Source organism: Streptomyces sp. NPDC052496, assembly GCF_040679095.1.
Taxonomy (GTDB): domain Bacteria; phylum Actinomycetota; class Actinomycetes; order Streptomycetales; family Streptomycetaceae; genus Streptomyces.
In genome coordinates, this window is sequence record NZ_JBFAUH010000006.1 from 12,503 (window position 1) to 35,385 (window position 22,883).

Genomic DNA, 22,883 nt, shown 5'->3' on the forward strand with positions numbered 1-22,883 from the left:
TCCGGAGCCCCTCGGAAATTCCCCGAAAACACCCGGACGGCCGGTGCGGGACGCGCGGAACCGGTTGATTGACCCCGCGCGGCAGTGGACTAAAGTGGCGCGAAGTGGGAGGCGTGACGCTCTCCTCGGATCCCGAATCTTTCGCGTGCGATCTGCACGTACGGCTCGGCCTCCTCCCGCTCCAGCCGGTCCGCCGACGGCACTTCCCCGTCGTCGGAGGGCCACTTCCCCTTCAGAGCGGGCGGGGACCAAGCGGTACGTGCGGCATTCCCCCAGCCAGCGGCCGGGGGCCCCACCTGCCGCCCAGCCCATCGGAAGGCGCATGAGCAGCAACGATCGCCACGTACCCGTCATGCTCCAGCGGTGTCTGGACATGCTCGCCCCCGCGCTCGCCGAGCCCGGCGCGGTCGTCGTCGACTGCACGCTCGGCCTCGGGGGGCACAGCGAGGCGCTGCTCGCCACGTTCCCGGCCGCACGCCTGATCGCCCTCGACCGCGACCCGGCCGCGCTGAAGCTGGCGGGGGAGCGCCTGGCGCCCTACGGGGACCGCGCCACCCTCGTGCACGCCGTGTACGACGAGCTGCCGCAGGTCCTGGACCGCCTCGGCGTCCCACGCGTCCAGGGCGTCCTGTTCGACCTCGGCGTCTCCTCGATGCAGCTGGACGAGGCCGACCGCGGCTTCGCGTACGCGCAGGACGCGCCGCTGGACATGCGCATGGACCAGACGACCGGCATCAGCGCCGCCGAGGTCCTCAACACCTACCCGCCCGGCGAACTGGTCCGCATCCTGCGCGCCTACGGCGAGGAGAAGCAGGCCAAGCGGATCGTCGAGGCGGTCGTACGGGAACGCGCCAAGGAGCCCTTCACCCACAGCGCGCGCCTGGTGGAGCTGATCCGCGACGCCCTGCCGCAGGCCGCCAAGCGCACCGGCGGCAACCCCGCCAAGCGCACGTTCCAGGCGCTGCGCATCGAGGTCAACGCCGAACTGGCCGCCGTGGAGGGCGCCGTGCCGGCCGCCGTACGGGCCCTCGCGGTGGGCGGCCGGATCGCCGTGCTGTCGTACCAGTCGCTGGAGGACCGCATCGTCAAGCAGGTCTTCGCGGCGGGCGCGGCCAACACCGCGCCGCCCGGCCTGCCCGTCGTCCCCGAGCAGTACCAGCCGCGCCTGAAGCTGCTCACCCGCGGCGCCGAACTGCCGACCGAGGAGGAGATCGCCGAGAACCGGCGCGCGGCCCCCGCCCGGCTGCGCGGCGCCGAGCGCATCCGCGAGGACATCGCGTGAACCGGCCGGGGCGGACGCGTTCGGGGCCGGGACGGCTCTCGGGCCTGTTCGCCCCCGGGACGGGGGGTACGGCGGCGCGTACGCCGTTCGTGCTCCTCGTGGTGGTGCTCCTCGGCTCCGGCCTGATCGCGCTGCTGCTGCTCAATTCCGCGCTCAACCAGGGCTCCTTCGAACTGAGCAGACTGGAGAAGCGGACCAACGAGCTGACGGACGAGCAGCAGGCGCTCCAGCAGGAGGTGGACGCGTACTCGGCGCCCGGCGCGCTGGACAAGCGCGCCCGCGAGCTGGGGATGGTCCCGGGCGGCAGCCCGGCCTTCCTGGAGCCGGACGGCACGGTACGCGGCAAGCCGAGCGCGGCCCCGGGCGGCGCCGGACCGATGAGCGCGCGCACCCCGGCCCGGATCACCCTGCCGGGCCCCCGGCCGTCCGCCGGGCCGAAACCACAGGCCGCGCCCGTCGCGCCGGTCGCCCCCCGCACGCCCGCCGTCCCCGGCCCGCGGCTGCCCGACCGCCCGCTGCCCGACCACCCGATGCCCGCGCTCTCCGCCCCCGGCCGCCCGCTGCCCGGCGCACCGCGCGCCGGGGCCCGGACGACGGCCGCGCCCGCCCGCCCGGCCCCCGGCTCCGCCCCGACGACTTCCGGCAGGTGACCCGTGCCGTACGAGAACACCGAAGCCCTGCCAGGGGGCGCCTCCGGGCCCGTGACCGCCCCCGGGCGCGTACCCCGTACCCGTACGGCCGCACGGGAGGAGGGTGCCGCATGACCGACCCCAAGGGCCCGCGCTCCGGCAGCGGCTCCGGGTCCGGAACCGGCCCGAAGACCCCGGCCTCGAAGAGCGCCGCCTCGAAGAGCACCCCTTCGAAGAGCACGCCCTCAAAGGGCACCGCTTCGAAGAGCACGCCCCCGAGAAGCGCACCCTCGAAAAGCACAGCGGCCAAGAGCCCGACCCCCAAGAGCTCCGGCCCCAGTGCCAGAAGCACCACCAGCCCCCAAAGCACCACCAGCCCCAAAAGCCCCAGCACCCCCAGAACCACCAGCACCCCAGGCTCCAAGGCACCCACCTCCAAAACCTCCACCCCCAAGCCCCCCACCCCCCGCCGCGTCCCCCGCCCCACCCCGGCCGGCGGCCGCACCGGCTCCGGGCAGTCCCGGGGCGGCCCGGCGCAGAGCCGCCCCGCCGCGCGCCCCGGTACCACCAAGCGCGCCCCCCGCCCCCGCACACCGACCCTGCGCCTCGGCAGCCCGCGCCCCCGGCTGCGCCTGGTCTCGCTCGGCCTGGCGCTGATCCTGCTGGTCTTCGTCGTCCGGCTGTTCCAGGTGCAGGCCGTGGACGCCGGCGCGTACGCGGCCAAGGCCAACGTCAACCGGTACGTCCCGGTCAAACTGGCCGCCGAGCGCGGCGCGATCACCGACCGGGACGGCGTGGACCTGGCGACCACGGTCGACGCGTACGACATCACCGCCGACCCCAGCCTGCTCGCGCCCGACAAGATCAAGATCCAGGACGCGCCGCAGCAGGCCGCCGCCCTGCTCGCGCCGCTCCTCCACGAGGACCGGGCGGCGCTGGCCAAGAAGCTGGCCACGCCCGGCTCGCGCTACGTACGGCTGTCCCGGCAGCAGACCCCGCAGGTCTGGAAGCAGATCAAGGACCTGCGCAAGGAACTGGACGCCAAGGCGGCCAGGCTGCCCAAGAGCCGGCGCCGCCCCAACGTCCTGGTCGGGATCTTCGCGGACAAGCACAGCAAGCGCGTCTACCCGAACAAGGACCTCGCCTCCGGGGTGCTCGGCTTCGTCAACAGCGAGGGCCGGGGCGGCGGCGGCCTGGAGGCCCGGCTGGACCGGCAGCTCGCGGGCAAGGACGGCAAGCTGGTCTACGCCCAGTCCGGCGGCCGGCGGGTGCCCACCGCGGGCACCCAGGAGCACCCGGCCGTCCCGGGCACCGACGTCGAGCTGACCCTGGACCGCGACATCCAGTGGATGGCCCAGAAGGCCATCACCGAGCAGGTCGCCGCGTCCCAGGCCGACCGGGGCTACGTCGTCGTGCAGGACACGAAGACCGGCGAGATCCTGGCCCTGGCCAACGCCCCCGGCTTCGACCCCAACGACATCTCGAAGGCGGACCCCGAAGCACTGGGCAACGCCGCCCTCACCGACGCCTTCGAACCCGGCTCCACCAGCAAGCTCATGTCGATGGCCGCCGTCCTGGAGGAGGGCGTGGCGACCCCCGCCACCCGCGTCACCGTCCCCAACCGGCTGCACCGCGGCGACCGCAACTTCTCGGACGACATCGACCACCCCACCTGGCATCTGACCCTCAACGGCGTCTTGGCCAAGTCCAGCAACATCGGCACCATCCTGGCCACCGAGCAGCTCGGCAAGAACCGCCAGGAGGCCAATCAGGTGCTCCACTCCTACCTGCGCAAGTTCGGGCTCGGCCAGCCCACCGGCCTCGGCTTCCCCGGCGAGACCCCGGGCCTGCTGGCCCCGCCGCAGAAGTGGAGCACCTCGCAGCAGTACACGATCCCCTTCGGGCAGGGCCTCTCGCTCAACGCCGTCCAGGCCGCCTCGGTCTACTCGACCATCGCCAACGGCGGCGAGCGCATCGCCCCCACGCTCATAAGGGGCACCACGGGCCCGGACGGCCACTACCGGCCCGCACCGCAGCCGCACAAGAGCCGGGTGGTCAGCGAGAAGACCGCCAGGACGCTGGCCACCATGCTCGAATCGGTGGTCGACGACAAGGAGGGCACCGGCGCCAAGGCGAAGATCGACGGGTACCGGGTCGGCGGCAAGACCGGCACGTCCAACCGGGTGGACCCGAAAACCGGCCGGTACCACGGTTACACCGCCTCCTTCGCCGGGTTCGCGCCCGCCGACCAGCCCCGTATCACCGTCTACTGCGCCGTCCAGAACCCGACCAGGGGGAGCTACTTCGGCGGCCAGGTGTGCGGCCCGATCTACCAGCAGGTCATGGAGTTCGCGCTCAAGACCCTCCAGGTCCCACCGAGCGGCGCCCAGCCCCCGCGCCTGCCCGTCACCTTCAAGCCAGGCGAATGAAATCGAGGCAGCACCGCCGTGACGACCATCACCCCCGACCCCGGGAACCGTTCCAGCTCGCGGCCCTCACTTCGCCCCGAGGCCGCCGCGCCCGGTACGCTCACCGCCGTGTCACACGCTGATCAGTCCCACCACGCCCAGAAGGACGCCCCCGGGAAGTTTCCGGGAGCGCCCCGCCCAGAGCGGGTCCGTCCCACCCCCCTCGCGGACCTCGCCGAGCAGTTGGGCACCTCGGTGCCGGCCGCGGCAAACGCCGCCGACACCGCTGTCACCGGCATCACCCACGATTCCCGGGCCGTGCGCCCCGGTGACGTCTACGCCGCGCTGCCCGGTGCCCGCTTCCACGGCGCCGACTTCGCCAACCAGGCCGCCGACCTCGGCGCCGCCGCGGTCCTGACCGACCCGGCGGGCCGCGAGCGCGCCGCGGCGACGGGCCTGCCCGTGCTGGTCGTGGACGAACCGCGGTCCCGGATGGGCGCGCTCGCCGTGTCGATCTACGGAGACCCGGGCAGGGACCTCCTCCAGATCGGCATCACGGGCACCTCCGGCAAGACCACCACCGCGTACCTGATCGACGGTGGCCTGCGGGCGGCGGCCGACAAGTCCGGCGGCGGACTGACCGGCCTGATCGGCACGGTCGAGTCCCGCATCGGCGACGAGCGCCTGAAGTCCGAGCGCACCACCCCCGAGGCCACCGACCTCCAGGCGCTGTTCGCCGTCATGCGCGAGCGCGGCGTGCGCGCGGTGACCATGGAGGTCTCCAGCCACGCGCTGGTCCTCGGCCGCGTCGACGGCTGCGTCTTCGACGTCGCGATCTTCAACAACCTCAGCCCGGAGCACATGGAGTTCCACTCCGGGATGGAGGACTACTTCCAGGCCAAGGCGCAGCTGTTCACCAAGGCGCGCAGCAAGGCCGGCGTGGTCAACATCGACGACGAGTACGGCAAGCGGCTGGCCGCCGGCGAGTCCGAGGTGCCGGTCACCACGTTCTCCGCCGAGGGCCACCCGGACGCCGACTGGCGCGCCGCGGACGTGGAGGTCGGCGCGTTCAGCTCCACGTTCACCGTGCTGGGCCCCGACGGCGTGTCCGTACGGGCCGCCTCGCCCATCGCCGGGCCCTTCAACGTCGCCAACGCGCTGGCCGCCATCACGGCGCTGATCGTGGCCGGGGTGGACCCGCAGACCGCCGCCGACGGCGTCGCCGCGGTGCCCGGCGTCCCCGGCCGCCTGGAGCGGATCGACGCGGGCCAGGACTACCTCGCGGTCGTGGACTACGCCCACAAGACCGACGCGGTCGAATCGGTCCTGCGCGCCCTGCGCAAGGTCACCGAGGGCCGGGTGCACGCCGTACTGGGCTGCGGCGGCGACCGCGACCCGCACAAGCGCAAGCCGATGGGCGCGGCGGTCGCCCGCCTCGCCGACACCGCCGTACTGACCTCCGACAACCCCCGGGGCGAGGATCCCCTCGCGATCCTCGCCACCATGCTCGCGGGCGCCGCCGAGGTGCCCGTCCACGAGCGCGGCACCGTGCTGGTCGAGGAGGAGCGGGCCGCCGCCATCGCGGCCGCCGTCGCCCGCGCCCGGCCCGGTGACACCGTGATCGTCGCGGGCAAGGGCCACGAGCAGGGCCAGGACATCGCCGGAGTGGTCCGCTCCTTCGACGACCGTCAGGTGCTGCGCGAGGCCATCGAGGCTTCGTTGAACTCGCAGCAGCCGAACCACCAGGGATGACACACCGCCATGCGCGCAAAACCCTTCGAACGGCACCACCTGCCCACGGCCGGGGGTGAGAAGTGATCTCCCTGACCCTCGCCGAGATCGCGACCATCGTCGGCGGGCAGCAGCACGACATACCGGACCCGGAGGCCCAGGTCACCGGCCCGGTCGTGTTCGACTCCCGTGAGGTACGCCCCGGCAGCCTCTTCGCGGCCTTCGCCGGCGAACGCGTGGACGGCCACGACTACGCCGCGGGCGCCGTCGAGGCGGGCGCGGCGGCGGTCCTCGCCGCCCGCCCCGTCGGCGTCCCCGCGATCGTCGTGGACGACGTGGTCGCCGCCCTCGGGGCGCTGGCCCGCACCGTCGTCGGCCGGCTGGGTTCCTGTGTCGTCGGACTGACCGGCTCGGCCGGCAAGACCAGCACCAAGGACCTGATCGGCCAGCTCCTGGAGCGCCGCGGACCGACCGTGTGCCCGGTGGGCAACCTCAACAACGAGATCGGGCTGCCGGTGACCGCGCTGCGCGCGGACGACGGCACCAAGTTCCTGGTCCTGGAGATGGGCGCCCGCGGCATCGGCCACATCCGCTACCTCGCGGAGCTGGTCCCGCCGCGGATCGGCGTGGTGCTCAACGTCGGCTCCGCGCACATCGGCGAGTTCGGCGGCCGCGAGCAGATCGCGCAGGCCAAGGGCGAGCTGGTCGAGGCGCTGCCCGCCGCGGACGAGGGCGGCGTCGCCGTGCTCAACGCGGACGACCCGTACGTACGCGCCATGGCCTCCCGTACGAAGGCCCGTACGGTCTTCTTCGGCGAGTCCGCGGAAGCCGCCGTACGTGCCGAGAATGTCCGGCTCACGGCGCTCGGGCAGCCCTCCTTCACGCTTCACACACCCTCCGGGTGCAGCGACGTGACCATGCGGCTGTACGGTGAGCACCACGTGTCGAACGCGCTTGCCGCGGCCGCCGTCGCCCATGAGTTGGGCATGCCCGTGGACGAGATCGCCGTCGCGCTCTCCGAAGCCGGCACGCTCTCCCGCTGGCGGATGGAGGTCACCGAGCGCGCGGACGGTGTGACGGTCGTCAACGACGCCTACAACGCGAACCCGGAATCCACGCGGGCGGCGCTCCGCGCGCTCGTGGCGATGGGCGAAGCCTCCAAGGACAAGGGAGGCCGTACGTGGGCGGTGCTCGGTGAGATGGCCGAGCTCGGCGGGGAGTCACTCGCCGAACACGACGCGGTCGGGCGCCTGGTCGTCCGGCTCAACGTCAGCAAGCTCGTGGCGGTCGGCGGCAGGGAAGCGGCCTGGCTCGACATGGGCGCCAAGAACGAGGGTTCGTGGGGTGAGGAGTCGGTGCACGTGTCCGACGCGCAGGCGGCGGTCGACCTGTTGCGCAGCGAGCTGCGGCCGGGTGACGTCGTGCTGGTGAAGGCGTCCAGGTCGGTCGGCCTGGAGCGGGTCGCCGCGGCATTGCTGAGCGACGACGGTGTCGAGGGCGGGGCCGCCACCCGATGAAGCAGATCCTCTTCTCCGGAATGATCGGTCTCTTCCTGACGCTGATCGGCACCCCGCTGCTGATCAAGCTGCTGGCCAGGAAGGGCTACGGGCAGTTCATCCGTGACGACGGCCCGCGCGACCACCACAGCAAGCGCGGTACGCCCACCATGGGTGGTATCGCCTTCATCCTGGCCACGCTCATCGCGTACGCGCTGACCAAGGTCATCACCAGCAGCAATCCCACCTTCTCCGGTGTGCTGGTGCTGTTCCTGATGGCCGGCATGGGCCTGGTGGGCTTCCTGGACGACTACATCAAGATCGTCAAGCAGCGTTCGCTGGGCCTGCGGGCCAAGGCGAAGATGGCCGGCCAGCTCATCGTCGGTATCGCCTTCGCGGTGCTCTCGCTGCAGTTCGCGGACATGCGCGGCCAGACCCCGGCCTCCGACCGGCTCTCCTTCACCCAGGACTTCGGCTGGCAGATCGGCCCGGTGCTCTTCGTCATCTGGGCGCTGTTCATGATCCTGGCGATGTCCAACGGCGTGAACCTCACCGACGGCCTGGACGGCCTGGCCACCGGCGCCTCGGTGATGGTCTTCGGCGCGTACACCTTCATCGGCATCTGGCAGTACCAGGAGTCGTGCGCCAACGCGATCAGCGCCGGACCCGCCTGTTACGAGGTCCGCGACCCGCTCGACCTGGCGGTCGTCGCCTCGGCCCTGATGGGCGCCTGCTTCGGCTTCCTGTGGTGGAACACCTCGCCCGCCAAGATCTTCATGGGTGACACCGGCTCGCTGGCCCTGGGCGGCGCGCTCGCCGGTCTGGCCATCTGCTCCCGTACGGAGCTGCTGATGGCCGTCCTCGGCGGCCTCTTCGTCCTGATCACCATGTCGGTGGTCATCCAGGTCGGCTCCTTCCGGCTCACCGGCAAGCGGGTCTTCCGGATGGCGCCACTCCAGCACCACTTCGAACTGAAGGGGTGGTCCGAAGTCCTTGTCGTGGTCCGGTTCTGGATCATCCAGGGCATGTGCGTGATCGTCGGCCTGGGCATCTTCTACGGCGGCTGGCAGGCCGCCAAGTGAGCGCGCCGGACCTCGCCGGACAGCACGTGACCGTGGCCGGTCTCGGCGTGAGCGGCGTACCCGCCGCCCGCGCCCTGGCCGGCCTCGGCGCCGTCGTCACCGTCGTCAACGGCAGCGACGGCGAGCGCGAGCGCGCCCAGGCCGCCCCCCTGGAGGAGCTGGGCATCACCGTCCGCCTCGGCGACGGTGACACCCTCCCCGAGGGCACCGACCTGGTCGTCACCACCCCCGGCTGGAAGCCCACCAGCCCGCTCTTCCAGGCCGCCGAGGCGGCCGGCGTCCCCGTGTGGGGCGACGTGGAGCTGGCCTGGCGGCTGCGCGGCCCGGACGCGCCGCCCTGGCTCGCGGTCACCGGCACCAACGGCAAGACCACGACCGTACGGATGCTGGCCGCCATCCTGGAGGCCGAGGGGCTGCGGACCGCCGCCGTCGGCAACATCGGCGTGCCCCTGGTGGACGTGGTGCTGGAGCCGCCCGGCACTTATGACGTGCTCGCCGTCGAGCTCTCCAGCTACCAGCTGCACTGGGCGCCCTCCGTACGCGCCCACTCCGCCACGGTCCTCAACCTGGCCCCGGACCACCTCGACTGGCACGGCTCCATGGAGGCGTACGCCGCCGACAAGGGCCGCATCTACGAGGGCAACACCGTGGCCTGCGTCTACAACGTCGCCGACCGGGCCACCGAGGACCTGGTGCGCGAGGCCGACGTCGAGGAGGGCTGCCGCGCCATCGGCTTCACCCTCGGCACCCCGGGCCCCTCGCAGCTCGGCGTCGTCGAGGGCATCCTCGTCGACCGGGCCTTCGTCGAGAACCGGCACAAGCAGGCGCAGGAACTCGCCGAGGTCTCGGACGTGACGCCCGCGGCCCCGCACAACATCGCCAACGCGCTCGCCGCGGCGGCCCTGGCCCGCGCCTTCGGCGTGAGCCCCAAGGCCGTACGCGACGGCCTGCGCGCCTTCCACCCGGACGCGCACCGCATCGAGCACGTCGCGGACGTCGACGGGGTCGCGTACGTGGACGACTCCAAGGCCACCAACACCCACGCCACCGAGGCGTCGTTGGCGGCGTACGAGCACATCGTCTGGATCGCCGGCGGCCTGGCCAAGGGCGCCACCTTCGACGACCTGGTGCGCAAGTCCGCCGGCCGGCTGCGCGGCGCGGTCCTGATCGGCGCCGACCGGGCGCTCATTCGGGAGGCCCTGGCGCGACACGCCCCGGATGTCCCGGTGGTCGACCTCGACCGGACCGACACTGGGGCGATGTCCGAAGCCGTACGGGAAGCGGCGCGCCTGGCCCGGCCGGGCGATACGGTCCTGCTGGCCCCGGCCTGTGCCTCGATGGACATGTACCTGAACTACAACAAGCGGGGCGAGGCCTTCGCCGACGCGGTCCGCACGCTGACCGTCCAGGAACAGTAGTCCGTACGTCCCCGCCGCCGTCGAGGACGCACGGCGCACCGCACCCGTGGAGGGGACGAGGATGACGGCCCGATCGGCGAAGGCCGCGCCGCCGCGCCCGGCACGGCGCACCGGCCTCGGCCCGCGCCTGCCGCGCGGCGGCGCCCCCCGTAACCCGCGCGGTCTGTACACCCAGGTCCGCCGGGCCTGGGACCGGCCGCTGACCGCGTACTACCTGGTGGTCGGCGGCAGCCTGCTGATCACCGTGCTCGGCCTGGTGATGGTCTACTCGGCCTCCCAGATCAAGGCGCTGCAGCTCGGGCTGGCACCGACGTACTTCTTCCGCAAGCAGCTGCTCGCGGCGGTGCTCGGCGGCATCCTGATGCTGGTGGCGGCCCGGATGACGGTACGGCTGCACCGCACGCTGGCCTATCCGCTGCTGGCCGTCTCGGTCTTCCTGATGACCCTGGTGCAGATCCCCGGGATAGGGGTCGCGGTCAACGGCAACCAGAACTGGATCAACCTGGGCGGCCCCTTCCAGATGCAGCCCAGCGAGTTCGGCAAGCTGGCGCTGGTCCTGTGGGGCGCCGACCTGCTGGCGCGCAAACAGGACAAGAAGCTGCTCGCCCAGTGGAAGCACCTGCTGGTGCCGCTGATCCCGGTGGCCTTCCTGCTGCTCGGCCTGATCATGCTGGGCGGTGACATGGGCACCGCGATCATCCTCACCGCGATCCTCTTCGGCCTGCTGTGGCTGGCCGGCGCCCCCACCCGGCTCTTCGTGGGGGTGCTCGGGGCGGCCACCGTCATAGGAGCGCTGCTGATCAAGACCAGCGCCAACCGGATGGCCCGGCTCGCCTGCATCGGCGCGACCGACCCGGGGCCCCAGGACCAGTGCTGGCAGGCCGTGCACGGCATCTACGCGCTGGCCTCCGGCGGCTTCTTCGGTTCGGGGCTGGGCGCGAGTATGGAAAAATGGGGTGAACTCCCTGAACCGCACACCGACTTCATCTTCGCCATCACCGGGGAGGAACTGGGGCTTGCGGGGACGCTGTCGGTGCTCGCCCTCTTCGCGGCTCTAGGCTATGCGGGTATCCGCGTGGCCGGACGCACGGAGGATCCCTTCGTGAGGTACGCAGCGGGAGGCGTGACCACCTGGATCACGGCCCAGGCCGTGATCAACATCGGTGCGGTGCTCGGTCTGTTGCCGATCGCCGGGGTTCCGCTGCCGCTGTTCTCCTTCGGGGGCTCCGCCCTGCTGCCCACGATGTTCGCCATCGGTCTGCTGATCGCCTTCGCGCGTGACGAGCCCGCTGCACGGGCGGCACTGGCCATGCGGCAGCCTGTTTTCGGCAGGAAACTGGCTGGGGTGAGACGGAAGACGATGAGACGGCGCGTCAAGAAGCGACCGTCCGGAGAGCGGTGAATTTCGGTGCATGTCGTACTCGCCGGTGGGGGGACCGCCGGCCACATCGAGCCCGCGCTCGCCCTCGCGGACGCCCTGCGCAGGCAGGACCCGACCGTGGGGATCACGGCACTCGGCACGGAGAAGGGGCTGGAGACCCGGCTGGTGCCGGAGCGGGGCTATGAGCTGGGGCTGATTCCGGCCGTACCACTGCCACGCAAGCCCACGCCCGAACTGATCACCGTCCCCGGGCGGCTGCGCGGCACGATCAAGGCCGCCGAGCAGATCCTGGAACGCACGAAGGCGGACTGCGTCGTCGGTTTCGGCGGTTATGTCGCGCTGCCCGGCTATCTGGCCGCCAAGCGGCGCGGAGTGCCGATCATCGTGCACGAGGCCAATGCCCGCCCCGGGCTGGCCAACAAGATCGGCTCGCGCTACGCCAAGTACGTCGCGGTCAGCACCCCGGACAGCAAGCTGCGGGACGCCCGGTACGTCGGCATCCCGCTGCGCCGTACGATCGCGACCCTCGACCGGGCGGCGGTCCGCCCCGAGGCGCGGGCCGCCTTCGGCCTCGACCCCAACCTGCCGACGCTGCTGGTCTCCGGCGGCTCGCAGGGCGCCCGGCGGCTCAACGAGGTCATCCAGGCCGCGGTGCCGGCGCTCCAGCGCTCCGGCATCCAGGTGCTGCACGCGGTCGGCCCGAAGAACGAAATGCCGCATGTGGACAACATGCCGGGGATGCCCCCGTATGTACCGGTACCGTACGTGGACCGGATGGATCTCGCGTACGCCGCGGCCGACATGATGCTCTGCCGCGCGGGCGCCATGACCGTCGCCGAACTGTCCGCCGTCGGACTGCCGGCCGCCTACGTCCCGCTGCCCATCGGCAACGGTGAGCAGCGGCTGAACGCCCAGCCGGTGGTCAACGCAGGCGGCGGGCTGCTGGTCGACGACGCGCAGCTGACGCCGGAGTGGGTGCAGAGCCAGGTGCTCCCGGTGCTCGCCGACCCGCACCGGCTGTACGAGATGTCCCGCGCGGCGTCCGAGTTCGGCCGCCGGGACGCGGACGAACTGCTGGTCGGCATGGTGTACGAGGCGGTCGCTGGCCGCTGACGGACGGTACGGCCGTACTGCCCCGGGGCGCACCCCGGGGCGGCGGCCGGAAGGAGAGGGAGCGTGGCCGGACCGACGACCGCCCGGCGCGGCGAGAAGAATTCCGCGCGCTCCGGCCCGCCCTCTTCCGGAAAGCCGGGAAAATCCGGGAAGTCCGGGAAGTCCGGCGGCGGAGGCGGAGCCAAGAAGCCCGCGAAGCGGGGCGGATCCGGCTCCCGGGGCGGACGGCCCGGCGTGCGAGGGCGCTTCACCGTGCCCTCCCGCCGCACTCTGATCATCACACTGGCCGGTGCCGTCCTGCTGGCCGGATTCGGTACGTGGTCCCTGTACGGCTCCACCTGGCTGCGCACGGAGCGCGTGAAGGTGAGCGGTACCGGCGTCCTGACGGTCGGTGAGGTCGTACGGGCCGCCGCGGTCCCGATGGACACCCCGCTCGTCTCGGTGGACAAGGGGGCCGTCGCCGAACGGCTGCGCGCGCAACTTCCGCGTATCAAGTCCGTTGAGGTCAGACGGTCCTGGCCGCACACGGTCAGCCTGAAAGTGACCGAAAGGCAGCCGGAACTCGTTATTCAAACGGGCGGAAAGTTCGTCGAAGTGGACGCCGAAGGGACGCGTTTCGCCACGGTCGCGGCCGCCCCGAAGGGCGTGCCGCTTCTGGAAATGGCCGTACGTGACAGCCCCGGACTGCGCCGGTTCGGCGCCGACCGGCTCCGGCGCGCGGCCGGTACCGTCGTCACCGCCCTCCCGAAGGCGCTCCACCAGGACGTTCGCGCCGTCGAAGTGCGCTCCTTCGACTCCATCACCCTCAAGCTGACGGGTGGTCGTACCGTCGTTTGGGGGAGTGACGAACGCAGTACGGCGAAGGCCAAGGTGCTCGCCGCGGCGCTGAAAGCGGCGCGTGACGCGCGCCACTTCGACGTGAGTGTGCCCACCGCGCCCGCGGTGTCGGGGAGTTGACGTCTGTACCCGCAGGCCAGCACCCTGGATGGCTACCACTATGGGTGATCACATAGGGTGAAAAGAAAAACGGGAGGTTCGGCGTGTTCGTTGAACGTGCGCCACTTGTCGACTTAGTGTCTCGTTCCAAAGAGTCCCAGGAACACAGGCACTGGTAACCCTAAACTTCAGCGTTAGGGTTCGGGTCGGCACTACGAACCGTCCCATCGGCATCAGTCGGCGTCCGCACCCCGGTGCGGCGGCGACACGTAACTCGAGGCGAGAGGCCTTCGACGTGGCAGCACCGCAGAACTACCTCGCAGTCATCAAGGTCGTCGGCATCGGCGGCGGTGGCGTGAACGCCATCAACCGGATGATCGAGGTCGGGCTCAAGGGCGTCGAGTTCATCGCGATCAACACCGATGCACAGGCCCTGCTGATGAGCGACGCCGACGTCAAGCTGGACGTCGGCCGGGAACTCACCCGTGGTCTGGGCGCCGGCGCCAACCCCGACGTCGGCCGCAAGGCGGCCGAGGACCACCGCGAGGAGATCGAGGAGGTCCTCAAGGGGGCCGACATGGTCTTCGTGACCGCGGGCGAGGGTGGCGGCACCGGCACCGGCGGCGCGCCCGTCGTCGCCAACATCGCCCGCTCGCTCGGCGCCCTGACGATCGGTGTGGTCACCCGCCCGTTCACCTTCGAGGGTCGCCGCCGCGCCAACCAGGCCGAGGACGGCATCGCCGGCCTGCGCGACGAGGTCGACACCCTCATCGTGATCCCCAATGACCGACTGCTGTCCATCTCGGACCGCCAGGTGAGCGTGCTCGACGCGTTCAAGTCCGCGGACCAGGTACTGCTGTCGGGCGTCCAGGGCATCACCGACCTGATCACCACCCCCGGCCTGATCAACCTGGACTTCGCCGACGTCAAGTCCGTGATGTCCGAGGCCGGCTCGGCCCTCATGGGCATCGGCTCGGCGCGCGGCGACGACCGCGCGGTGGCCGCCGCGGAGATGGCGATCTCCTCGCCGCTCCTGGAGGCGTCCATCGACGGCGCCCGTGGCGTGCTGCTCTCCATCTCCGGCGGCTCCGACCTCGGTCTCTTCGAGATCAACGAGGCCGCGCAGTTGGTCAGCGAGGCGGCCCACCCCGAGGCGAACATCATCTTCGGCGCGGTCATCGACGACGCGCTCGGTGACGAGGTCCGGGTGACGGTCATCGCCGCGGGCTTCGACGGCGGCCAGCCGCCGGCCCGTCAGCAGACCGTGCTCGGCAGCCAGAACAACGGCAAGCGCGAGGAACCGGCCCCGGCCCCCAGCCGCCCGGCCCCGCAGGCCGAGTCCCGGCCGTCGTCCTTCGGCAGCCTGGGTTCGGTGCCGGTACGGGACGAGGAGCCGGCCCCGGCCGACCCGTCCCCGCTCGGCGAGGTGCCGCCGCCCCCGACCGCCTCGCCGCAGGTTCCGCCGGCCCGTCCGTACTCGGACACCGCGGCCGAGGAACTGGACGTCCCCGACTTCCTGAAGTGACCGAAGTCCCGACGTGATAGGGCAACAGCACCCGGTGCTGACGAACGACACGAGCGGCGCGCACTTCGCCTCCACCGACCGGTGGGGCGGGGTGAGCGCCGCTCCGTATGCCGAGCTGAATCTCGGGGGCGCGGTCGGCGACGACCCCGGCGCGGTACGGATCAACCGGGAACTGGCGGCGAAGGCGCTGGACCTGGACCCGGCCGAGGTCGTCTGGATGAACCAGGTGCACGGCCGGGACGTGGCCGTGGTCGACGGGCCGTGGCGCGACGACGCCGAGATCCCCCGCGTGGACGCGCTGGTGACGGCCCGCCGGGGCCTGGCCCTCGCCGTCCTGACCGCCGACTGCACTCCGGTGCTCCTCGCCGACCCGGTCGCCGGGGTCACCGGCGCCGCGCACGCGGGGCGTCCCGGCCTGGTGGCCGGGGTGGTCCCGGCGACCGTCGAGGCGATGACCGCGCTCGGTGCCGACCCGGCCCGGATCATCGCCCGTACCGGCCCCGCCGTCTGCGGACGCTGCTACGAGGTGCCCGAGGCGATGCGTGCCGAGGTCGCCGCGGTGGTGCCCGAGGCGTGGGCCACCACCTCGTGGGGCACCCCCGCGGTGGACATGGCCGCGGGCGTCCGCGCCCAACTCGCCGCGCACGGCGTGCAGATGCGTGAACATTCCCACATCTGCACGCTGGAGTCGGCGGACCACTTCTCCTATCGGCGCGACCGCACCACCGGGCGGCTCGCGAGCTATGTATGGCTGGATGCTGAGCTGTGACGGATCGTAGGGCCGAACTGGCCGACAACCTGGCGCGTGTGGAGGAACGAATCTCCACCGCGTGCGACAAGGCCGGTCGCAAGCGTGAGGACGTGACCCTCATCGTGGTCACGAAGACCTACCCGGCGAGCGATGTACGGCTGCTCGCGGAACTCGGCGTCCGCCAGGTGGCGGAGAACCGCGACCAGGACGCGGCGCCGAAGGCCGCTGCCTGCTCGGATCTGTCCCTTACCTGGCACTTCGTCGGTCAGTTGCAGACCAACAAGGTGCGGTCTGTGGTCAATTACGCCGATATCGTGCAGTCGGTCGACCGCGCCAAGCTGGTCGCCGCGCTGTCCAAGGAAGCGGTACGGGCCGGGCGCGAGCTGGGCTGCCTGGTACAGGTGGCACTTGACGCCGGGTCGGGTGACGCCCGGGGCGGTACGGGAGAGCGCGGCGGGGTGGCCCCGGCCGGGGTCGCGGCGCTCACCGACGCGATCGCGGACGCCGAAGGCCTGCGCCTGGCCGGTCTGATGACGGTCGCTCCGCTGACCGGCCCGTACGCCGGCCGCCCGGGTGCCGCTTTCGAGCGTTTGATGGAAATCTCATCCGGCCTGCGCGTGAACCATCCTGCTGCGAACATGGTGTCGGCAGGGATGAGCGCGGACCTCGATGAAGCCGTGGCTGCCGGGGCGACACATGTGCGCGTCGGCACTGCGGTACTCGGAGTCCGACCACGGCTCGGGTAACGTCGCCAAGCAAGTCGGACCACAGCACAAAATATGGTCATTGCCCCCAAAAGGAGGGCAGGCCGCGTGGATTCAAGGCGCCAGGTGACGGAGCCGATCCACCACAGAGCGGAGGACGCAGAGAATGGCCGGCGCGATGCGCAAGATGGCGGTCTACCTCGGCCTCGTGGAGGACGATGGGTACGACGGCCGGGGGTTCGACCCCGACGACGAGTTCGAGCCCGAGCTTGACCCGGAGCCCGAACGGGGGCGGCGACAGCAGACCCAAGTACCCACCGAGCCGCACCCGGAACGGGACGAACCCGTCCGAGTCGCCCAGCCACCCGCTCAGCGTGAGTCCGCCCCCCTGGCCGCCGAAAGCGGACGACCCGCCCGAATCGCCCCCGTGGCGTCCATCACACCCGACCGTCCGAATCTGGAGAAGAACGCACCGGTGATCATGCCCAAGGTTGTGTCCGAGCGGGAGCCGTACCGCATCACCACGCTGCACCCCCGGACCTACAACGAAGCCCGTACCATCGGGGAACACTTCCGTGAGGGCACTCCGGTGATCATGAATCTCACGGAGATGGACGATACGGACGCGAAGCGACTTGTCGACTTTGCCGCCGGTCTCGTCTTCGGCCTGCACGGCAGCATCGAGCGGGTGACGCAGAAGGTGTTCCTGTTGTCGCCTGCTAACGTCGATGTCACGGCGGAGGACAAGGCCCGCATCGCAGAGGGCGGGTTCTTCAACCAGAGCTGAGACGCAATACCGGGCACACCGGGCGGAAACGCCCAACACGACAGCATGGCAAGGGGAGAGGACACCGCGGATGAGCATCGCTGGACAGGTGATCTACATCGCGTTGTACTGCTTCCTCATCGTGTTGATCTTCCGGCTGGTGATGGACTATGTCTTCCAGTTCGCCCGTTCATGGCAACCCGGCAAGCCAATGGTGGTCGTTCTGGAGGCCACCTACACTGTCACTGATCCGCCACTCAAGCTCTTGCGGCGGGTCATTCCGCCGCTGCGTCTCGGGGGCGTGGCGCTCGACCTGTCCTTCTTCGTATTGATGATCATCGTCTACATCCTGATCACCGTCGTGAGATCGGTGTTGTTGGTGTGAACGATACGGTCTTGCCGATTGCCGACGACTACGTTGAGGTGAAGTAGAGATGCCGTTGACCCCCGAGGACGTGCGGAACAAGCAGTTCACGACCGTCCGCCTCCGAGAAGGCTATGACGAGGACGAGGTCGATGCCTTCCTCGATGAGGTCGAAGCCGAACTGACCCGCCTGCTGCGCGAGAACGAGGACCTGCGCGCCAAGCTGGCCGCCGCGACGCGAGCCGCCGCCCAGAACCAGCAGCAGCAGAACATGCGCAAGCAGCAGGAGCAGCAGCAGGACCAGGGGCAGCAGCACCAGCAGGGGCGGCCCGGGGCTCCGGTGCCCGCCGCCATATCCGGACCGCAGCCGGTGCCGCCGCAGCAACAGCAGCAACAGCAGCAGTTGGGCGGCCCGCCGCAGCTGACCGGAGGAGCCCCGCAGCTCCCGGCCGGGCCCGGTGGCCACGGTCCCGGCCCGCAGGGCCCGCACGGCCCCGGTCCGATGGGCCCCGGCGGTCCGCTGGGCGGCCCGATGGGCGGTCCCGGTGGCCACGGCGGCCCGCAGCTGCCGCAGCCGGGGCAGGGCCCGGGCGGTGACAGTGCCGCTCGCGTGCTCTCGCTCGCGCAGCAGACCGCCGACCAGGCGATCGCTGAGGCCCGTTCCGAGGCCAACAAGATCGTGGGCGAGGCGCGCTCGCGTGCGGAGGGGCTGGAGCGGGACGCCCGTGCCAAGGCGGATGCGCTGGAGCGGGACGCGCAGGAGAAGCACCGCGTTGCGATGGGGTCGCTGGAGTCGGCCCGCGCCACGCTGGAGCGCAAGGTCGAGGACCTGCGCGGCTTCGAGCGCGAGTACCGTACGCGGCTGAAGTCCTACCTGGAGAGCCAGCTGCGCCAGCTGGAGAACCAGGCCGACGACTCGCTGGCGCCGCCGCGGACGCCGGCGACCGCTTCGCTGCCGCCGTCGCCGTCGATGGCTTCGGCGGGGGCCGGGTCCATGGGGGGCAACCACACCATGGGTGGCGGGCAGTCGATGGGTGGTCACGGTGGTGGCTCGGGCAGCGGTCCGTCGTACGGCGGGCAGCAGCAGATGTCGCCGGCGATGACGCAGCCGATGGCTCCGGTGCGGCCGCAGGGGCAGCAGCCGATGCAGCAGGCGCCGTCGCCGATGCGTGGGTTCCTGATCGACGAGGACGACAACTGAGCGGGGGCGCGCTGCGCGCGTAGTCGTCGCGTGTAGTGCGTGGTCGGCAATCGGGCTGGGCCCCTGGGGTGATTCCCCGGGGGTCCGGCTTTTTGCGTTGGTCCGGTGGGGGTGCGGGTTTTACGCCTTTGGTCCGGTGGGTGGGGGCTCGGGGCCACACAGGGGTCACTCTCCCCCAGCCTTCGGCCGGGGGTGCCCCCACGGCACCGTGTACGTCGCCCGGGGCGTGAAGTGAACCCAGGCTCCCGGCTGACCTGCGGGGAGACCCCTGTATGTCCCCGAGCCCGCGCCGTTTGCGGCCTTCCGTGCGCTTCGGTACGGAATCTCTCGTGGGCGCCGCTTAGCGCATACGGGAACGGCCCCCGACACAGGGCGTGTCGGGGGCCGTTTCGTTGCTGTCTGCTGGGGCCTAGGCCTCCGTCTTCCGCAGGTGGAAGGTCAGGGACAGGCTCTCGTCCTCGAAGGCCGGGCCGTACGTGTCGTCGGCCTCGCCCTGGGTGAAGTCGGTGGCCAGGACTTCCTCGCTGATGAGGGGCTGGTGGTCGGTCAGGGCGGTGCGGACCTCTTCGTCGGTGGTCTGCCAGCGCAGGGCGATGCGGTCCGCCACGTCGAGGCCGCTGTTCTTGCGGGCCTCCTGGATGAGGCGGATGGCGTCGCGGGCCAGGCCGGCCCGGCGCAGGTCCGGGGTGATCTCCAGGTCCAGGGCCACGGTGGCGCCGGCGTCGGAGGCCACCGACCAGCCCTCGCGCGGGGTCTCGGTGATGATGACCTCGTCGGGGGTGAGGGTGACCGTTTCGTCGTTGACGGTGACGGTGGCCGTGCCTTCGCGCAGGGCGAGGGAGAGGGCTGCCGCGTCGGTTTCGGCGATGGCCTTGGCGACTGCCTGGACGCCCTTGCCGAAGCGCTTGCCCAGGGCGCGGAAGTTGGCCTTCGCGGTCGTGTCGACCAGGGAGCCGCCCACCTCGGAGAGGGAGGCGAGGGTGGAGACGTTCAGTTCCTCGGTGATCTGGGTGCGCAGTTCGGGGGAGAGGGCTTCGAAGCCCGCTGCTGCGACCAGGGCCCGGGAGAGGGGCTGGCGGGTCTTGACGCCGGACTCGGCGCGGGTGGCGCGGCCCAGTTCGACCAGGCGGCGGACGAGGAGCATGTGCTTCGACAGCTCGGGGTCGATCGCCGACAGGTCGGCCTCGGGCCAGGTGCTGAGGTGGACCGAGTCGGGGGCGTCGGGGGTGACGGGGACGACCAGGTCCTGCCATACGCGTTCGGTGATGAACGGGGTGATGGGGGCCATCAGGCGGGTGACCGTCTCGATGACCTCGTGGAGGGTGCGCAGGGCCGCCTTGTCGCCCTGCCAGAAGCGGCGGCGGGAGCGGCGTACGTACCAGTTGGAGAGGTCGTCGACGAAGGAGGAGAGGAGCTTGCCGGCGCGCTGGGTGTCGTAGGTTTCGAGGGCGTCGGTGACGCCCTGGGTGAGGGCGTTCAGTTCGCTCAGGAGCCAGCGGTCGAGGAGGGGGCGGTCGGCCGGGGTGGGGTCGGCCGCGCTGGGGGACCAGTTGGAGGTGCGGGCGTACAGGGCCTGGAAGGCGACGGTGTTCCAGTAGGTGAGGAGGGTCTTGCGGACCACCTCTTGGATGGTGCCGTGGCCTACGCGGCGGGCCGCCCAGGGGGAGCCGCCCGCTGCCATGAACCAGCGCACGGCGTCGGCGCCGTGCTGGTCCATGAGCGGGATCGGGTCGAGGGTGTTGCCCAGGTGCTTGGACATCTTGCGGCCGTCCTCGGCGAGGATGTGGCCCAGGCAGACGACGTTCTCGTAGGAGGACTTGTCGAAGACCAGGGTGCCGACGGCCATGAGGGTGTAGAACCAGCCGCGGGTCTGGTCGATCGCCTCGGAGATGAACTGCGCGGGGTAGCGCTTCTCGAACAGTTCCTTGTTCTTGTACGGGTAGCCCCACTGCGCGAACGGCATGGAGCCCGAGTCGTACCAGGCGTCGATGACCTCGGGGACGCGCGTCGCGGTGCCCTGGCAGGTGGGGCAGGGGAAGGTGACGGCGTCGATGTAGGGGCGGTGCGGGTCGAGGTCCGACTGGTCGGTGCCGGTGAGGTCGGTCAGCTCGGCCAGGGAGCCCACGCAGGTGAGGTGGTCCTCGGCGCAGCGCCAGATGGGCAGGGGGGTGCCCCAGTAGCGGTTGCGGGAGAGGGCCCAGTCGATGTTGTTGTTCAGCCAGTCGCCGAAGCGGCCGTGCTTGACGGTGTCGGGGTACCAGTTGGTGCCCTCGTTCTCGCGCAGCAGGGCGTCCTTGACCGCGGTGGTGCGGATGTACCAGGACGGCTGGGCGTAGTACAGCAGGGCGGTGTGGCAGCGCCAGCAGTGCGGGTAGCTGTGCTCGTAGGCGATGTGCTTGAAGAGCAGGCCGCGGGCGTCGAGGTCGGCGACGAGGTGCTCGTCGGCCTTCTTGAAGAACTGGCCGCCGACGAGGGCGAGGCCCTCCTCGAAGGTGCCGTCGGGGCGCACCGGGTTGACGACCGGCAGGCCGTAGCCGCGGCAGGTCTTGAGGTCGTCCTCACCGAAGGCGGGGGCCTGGTGGACCAGGCCCGTGCCGTCTTCGGTGGTGACGTAGTCGGCGTTGACGACGAAGTTGGCGTCCTCCAGCTCGACCAGGTCGAAGGGGCGGCGGTAGGCCCAGCGCTCCATGTCGCGGCCGGTGAAGGTGCGGCCGGTGGCGGTCCAGCCTTCGCCGAGGGCCTTTTCGAGGAGGGGCTCGGCGACGACCAGGTTTTCCTGGCCGTCGGTGGCCACGACGTAGGTGACGTCCGGGTGGGCGGCGACCGCCGTGTTGGAGACCAGGGTCCAGGGGGTGGTCGTCCAGATGAGGAGGGCCGCCTCGCCGGCCAGCGGGCCCGAGGTGAGGGGGAGGCGTACGAAGACCGAGGGGTCGACGACGGTCTCGTAGCCCTGGGCCAGCTCGTGGTCGGACAGGCCGGTGCCGCAGCGGGGGCACCAGGGGGCGACGCGGTGGTCCTGGGCCAGCAGGCCCTTGTCGAAGATCTGCTTGAGGGACCACCAGACCGACTGGATGTAGTCGGGGTCCATGGTGCGGTACGGCTCGTCCAGATCCGTCCAGTAGCCCATGCGGGTGGTCAGGGCGGCGAAGGCGTCGGTGTGGCGGGTCACCGACTCGCGGCACTTGGCGTTGAACTCGGCGATGCCGTACGCCTCGATGTCCTTCTTGCCGTTGAAGCCCAGCTCCTTCTCGACGGCCAGCTCGACCGGCAGGCCGTGGCAGTCCCAGCCGGCCTTGCGGCCGACGTGGTAGCCGCGCATGGTGCGGAAGCGGGGGAAGACGTCCTTGAAGACGCGGGCCTCGATGTGGTGGGCGCCGGGCATACCGTTCGCGGTCGGCGGGCCCTCGTAGAAGACCCACTCGGGCCGTCCCTCGGACTGCTGGAGGGTGCGGGCGAAGACCTTCTGCTCGCGCCAGAAGTCGAGCACGGCGTGCTCAAGGGCGGGCAGGTCTACCTGGGCGGGTACCTGGCGGTACTGAGGCTGTGACATCGGGGCGTTCCTCCGGCGGACACCAGCTGCGTTCTCCGTCCGGAGGGACGAGAGCCTGGGCCCCCGCGGTACCACCCTCCTTGGCGGTGCGCGATGCACCGCCCCCTCATTGGGGTCGCGAGGCCGGTTCTACTGACCTGCGGGCGGCTTGCGGGCCGCCCGTGGGCGTTCTTCCGGCGGCTCTGGGGTGATCTTCACGTCGCGCACGCCTCCGGGCTCGCACCGTCCCCGGATCGCTCATCGCTGCGTACGACGCTACTCGTCCCGTCCACGCCTTTCGCTGCCCACAGTGTACGGGGCACCGACGGGGCGGGCCGACCGGTTTCCCGGGCTGCGCCGAGTGAGGTAGCCGGCGCCGAGGGCGTGACCCGAATGGCGATACGCAGGGCGCCGGAGTCGGCGCCCGCGCGGCGGGCGGCCGGTGCCGGCGACCGCGCGGGCCGTGGGCTGGCGGATTACCGCGCGGGCAGGGGGGCACAACGGATGCAGACCCGGCTGCCGCGGGGGAGACCGGGCGGGAAAGGGCGGTGCGTCCCGTTGCCGCGT

Annotated in this window: 17 protein-coding genes; 16 read left to right on the plus strand and 1 reads right to left on the minus strand. The window is 71.3% G+C overall.

What is annotated here, in order from left to right; translation table 11 throughout:
• Positions 1 to 322 precede the first annotated feature (322 nt).
• The 16 genes from rsmH to AB0L45_RS10460 all read left to right on the plus strand — a co-directional run bounded on the left by rsmH (position 323) and on the right by AB0L45_RS10460 (position 18,787).
• Positions 323 to 1,282, plus strand: coding sequence for a 16S rRNA (cytosine(1402)-N(4))-methyltransferase RsmH (gene rsmH / locus AB0L45_RS10385; protein ID WP_365838116.1), 960 nt, complete (start codon positions 323 to 325; stop codon positions 1,280 to 1,282).
• Positions 1,283 to 1,326: 44 nt separating this feature from the next.
• Complete coding sequence (locus AB0L45_RS10390) at positions 1,327 to 1,932, plus strand: septum formation initiator family protein (RefSeq protein ID WP_365838559.1); 606 nt, start codon at positions 1,327 to 1,329, stop codon at positions 1,930 to 1,932.
• A gap of 110 nt (positions 1,933 to 2,042) precedes the next feature.
• Positions 2,043 to 4,340: a penicillin-binding transpeptidase domain-containing protein gene (locus AB0L45_RS10395; RefSeq protein ID WP_365838118.1), complete on the plus strand. Its 2,298-nt coding sequence runs from the start codon at positions 2,043 to 2,045 to the stop codon at positions 4,338 to 4,340.
• Between the two features lie 18 nt (positions 4,341 to 4,358).
• Entirely contained in the window at positions 4,359 to 6,071 is a 1,713-nt protein-coding gene (locus AB0L45_RS10400) for a UDP-N-acetylmuramoyl-L-alanyl-D-glutamate--2,6-diaminopimelate ligase (protein ID WP_365838120.1), read from the plus strand.
• A gap of 62 nt (positions 6,072 to 6,133) precedes the next feature.
• On the plus strand, positions 6,134 to 7,567 hold the full coding sequence (gene murF / locus AB0L45_RS10405; protein ID WP_365838122.1) for a UDP-N-acetylmuramoyl-tripeptide--D-alanyl-D-alanine ligase: 1,434 nt from the start codon (positions 6,134 to 6,136) through the stop codon (positions 7,565 to 7,567).
• Complete coding sequence (gene mraY / locus AB0L45_RS10410) at positions 7,564 to 8,628, plus strand: phospho-N-acetylmuramoyl-pentapeptide-transferase (protein ID WP_365838124.1); 1,065 nt, start codon at positions 7,564 to 7,566, stop codon at positions 8,626 to 8,628. The genes murF and mraY overlap by 4 nt, the downstream gene beginning before the upstream one ends.
• Positions 8,625 to 10,046, plus strand: a complete 1,422-nt coding sequence (murD, locus tag AB0L45_RS10415; RefSeq protein ID WP_365838126.1) for a UDP-N-acetylmuramoyl-L-alanine--D-glutamate ligase — start codon at positions 8,625 to 8,627, stop codon at positions 10,044 to 10,046. Before mraY ends, murD begins: the two co-directional genes overlap by 4 nt.
• A gap of 61 nt (positions 10,047 to 10,107) precedes the next feature.
• Positions 10,108 to 11,448: a putative lipid II flippase FtsW gene (gene ftsW / locus AB0L45_RS10420; protein ID WP_365838128.1), complete on the plus strand. Its 1,341-nt coding sequence runs from the start codon at positions 10,108 to 10,110 to the stop codon at positions 11,446 to 11,448.
• A gap of 6 nt (positions 11,449 to 11,454) precedes the next feature.
• Entirely contained in the window at positions 11,455 to 12,540 is a 1,086-nt protein-coding gene (gene murG, locus AB0L45_RS10425; protein ID WP_365838130.1) for an undecaprenyldiphospho-muramoylpentapeptide beta-N-acetylglucosaminyltransferase, read from the plus strand.
• Between the two features lie 63 nt (positions 12,541 to 12,603).
• On the plus strand, positions 12,604 to 13,497 hold the full coding sequence (locus AB0L45_RS10430) for an FtsQ-type POTRA domain-containing protein (RefSeq protein ID WP_365838132.1): 894 nt from the start codon (positions 12,604 to 12,606) through the stop codon (positions 13,495 to 13,497).
• Between the two features lie 274 nt (positions 13,498 to 13,771).
• Positions 13,772 to 15,001: a cell division protein FtsZ gene (gene ftsZ, locus AB0L45_RS10435; protein ID WP_030024674.1), complete on the plus strand. Its 1,230-nt coding sequence runs from the start codon at positions 13,772 to 13,774 to the stop codon at positions 14,999 to 15,001.
• A gap of 34 nt (positions 15,002 to 15,035) precedes the next feature.
• Positions 15,036 to 15,770, plus strand: coding sequence for a peptidoglycan editing factor PgeF (gene pgeF, locus AB0L45_RS10440; RefSeq protein WP_365838134.1), 735 nt, complete (start codon positions 15,036 to 15,038; stop codon positions 15,768 to 15,770).
• Complete coding sequence (locus AB0L45_RS10445; protein WP_365838136.1) at positions 15,767 to 16,498, plus strand: YggS family pyridoxal phosphate-dependent enzyme; 732 nt, start codon at positions 15,767 to 15,769, stop codon at positions 16,496 to 16,498. Before pgeF ends, AB0L45_RS10445 begins: the two co-directional genes overlap by 4 nt.
• A gap of 124 nt (positions 16,499 to 16,622) precedes the next feature.
• Positions 16,623 to 17,243 carry a cell division protein SepF gene (gene sepF, locus AB0L45_RS10450; protein ID WP_030024677.1) on the plus strand — a complete coding sequence of 207 codons (621 nt, stop codon included), beginning with the start codon at positions 16,623 to 16,625 and terminating at the stop codon, positions 17,241 to 17,243.
• Positions 17,244 to 17,313: 70 nt separating this feature from the next.
• The gene (locus tag AB0L45_RS10455) at positions 17,314 to 17,607 is read left to right on the plus strand and encodes a YggT family protein (protein ID WP_030676138.1); all 294 of its coding nucleotides are present in this window, start codon (positions 17,314 to 17,316) and stop codon (positions 17,605 to 17,607) included.
• A 49-nt stretch (positions 17,608 to 17,656) separates the two neighbouring features.
• Entirely contained in the window at positions 17,657 to 18,787 is a 1,131-nt protein-coding gene (locus AB0L45_RS10460) for a DivIVA domain-containing protein (protein ID WP_365838138.1), read from the plus strand.
• A 409-nt stretch (positions 18,788 to 19,196) separates the two neighbouring features.
• Here AB0L45_RS10460 and ileS read toward each other — a convergent pair whose 3' ends face one another.
• Positions 19,197 to 22,337: an isoleucine--tRNA ligase gene (gene ileS, locus AB0L45_RS10465; protein ID WP_365838140.1), complete on the minus strand. Its 3,141-nt coding sequence runs from the start codon at positions 22,335 to 22,337 to the stop codon at positions 19,197 to 19,199.
• Positions 22,338 to 22,883 lie beyond the last annotated feature (546 nt).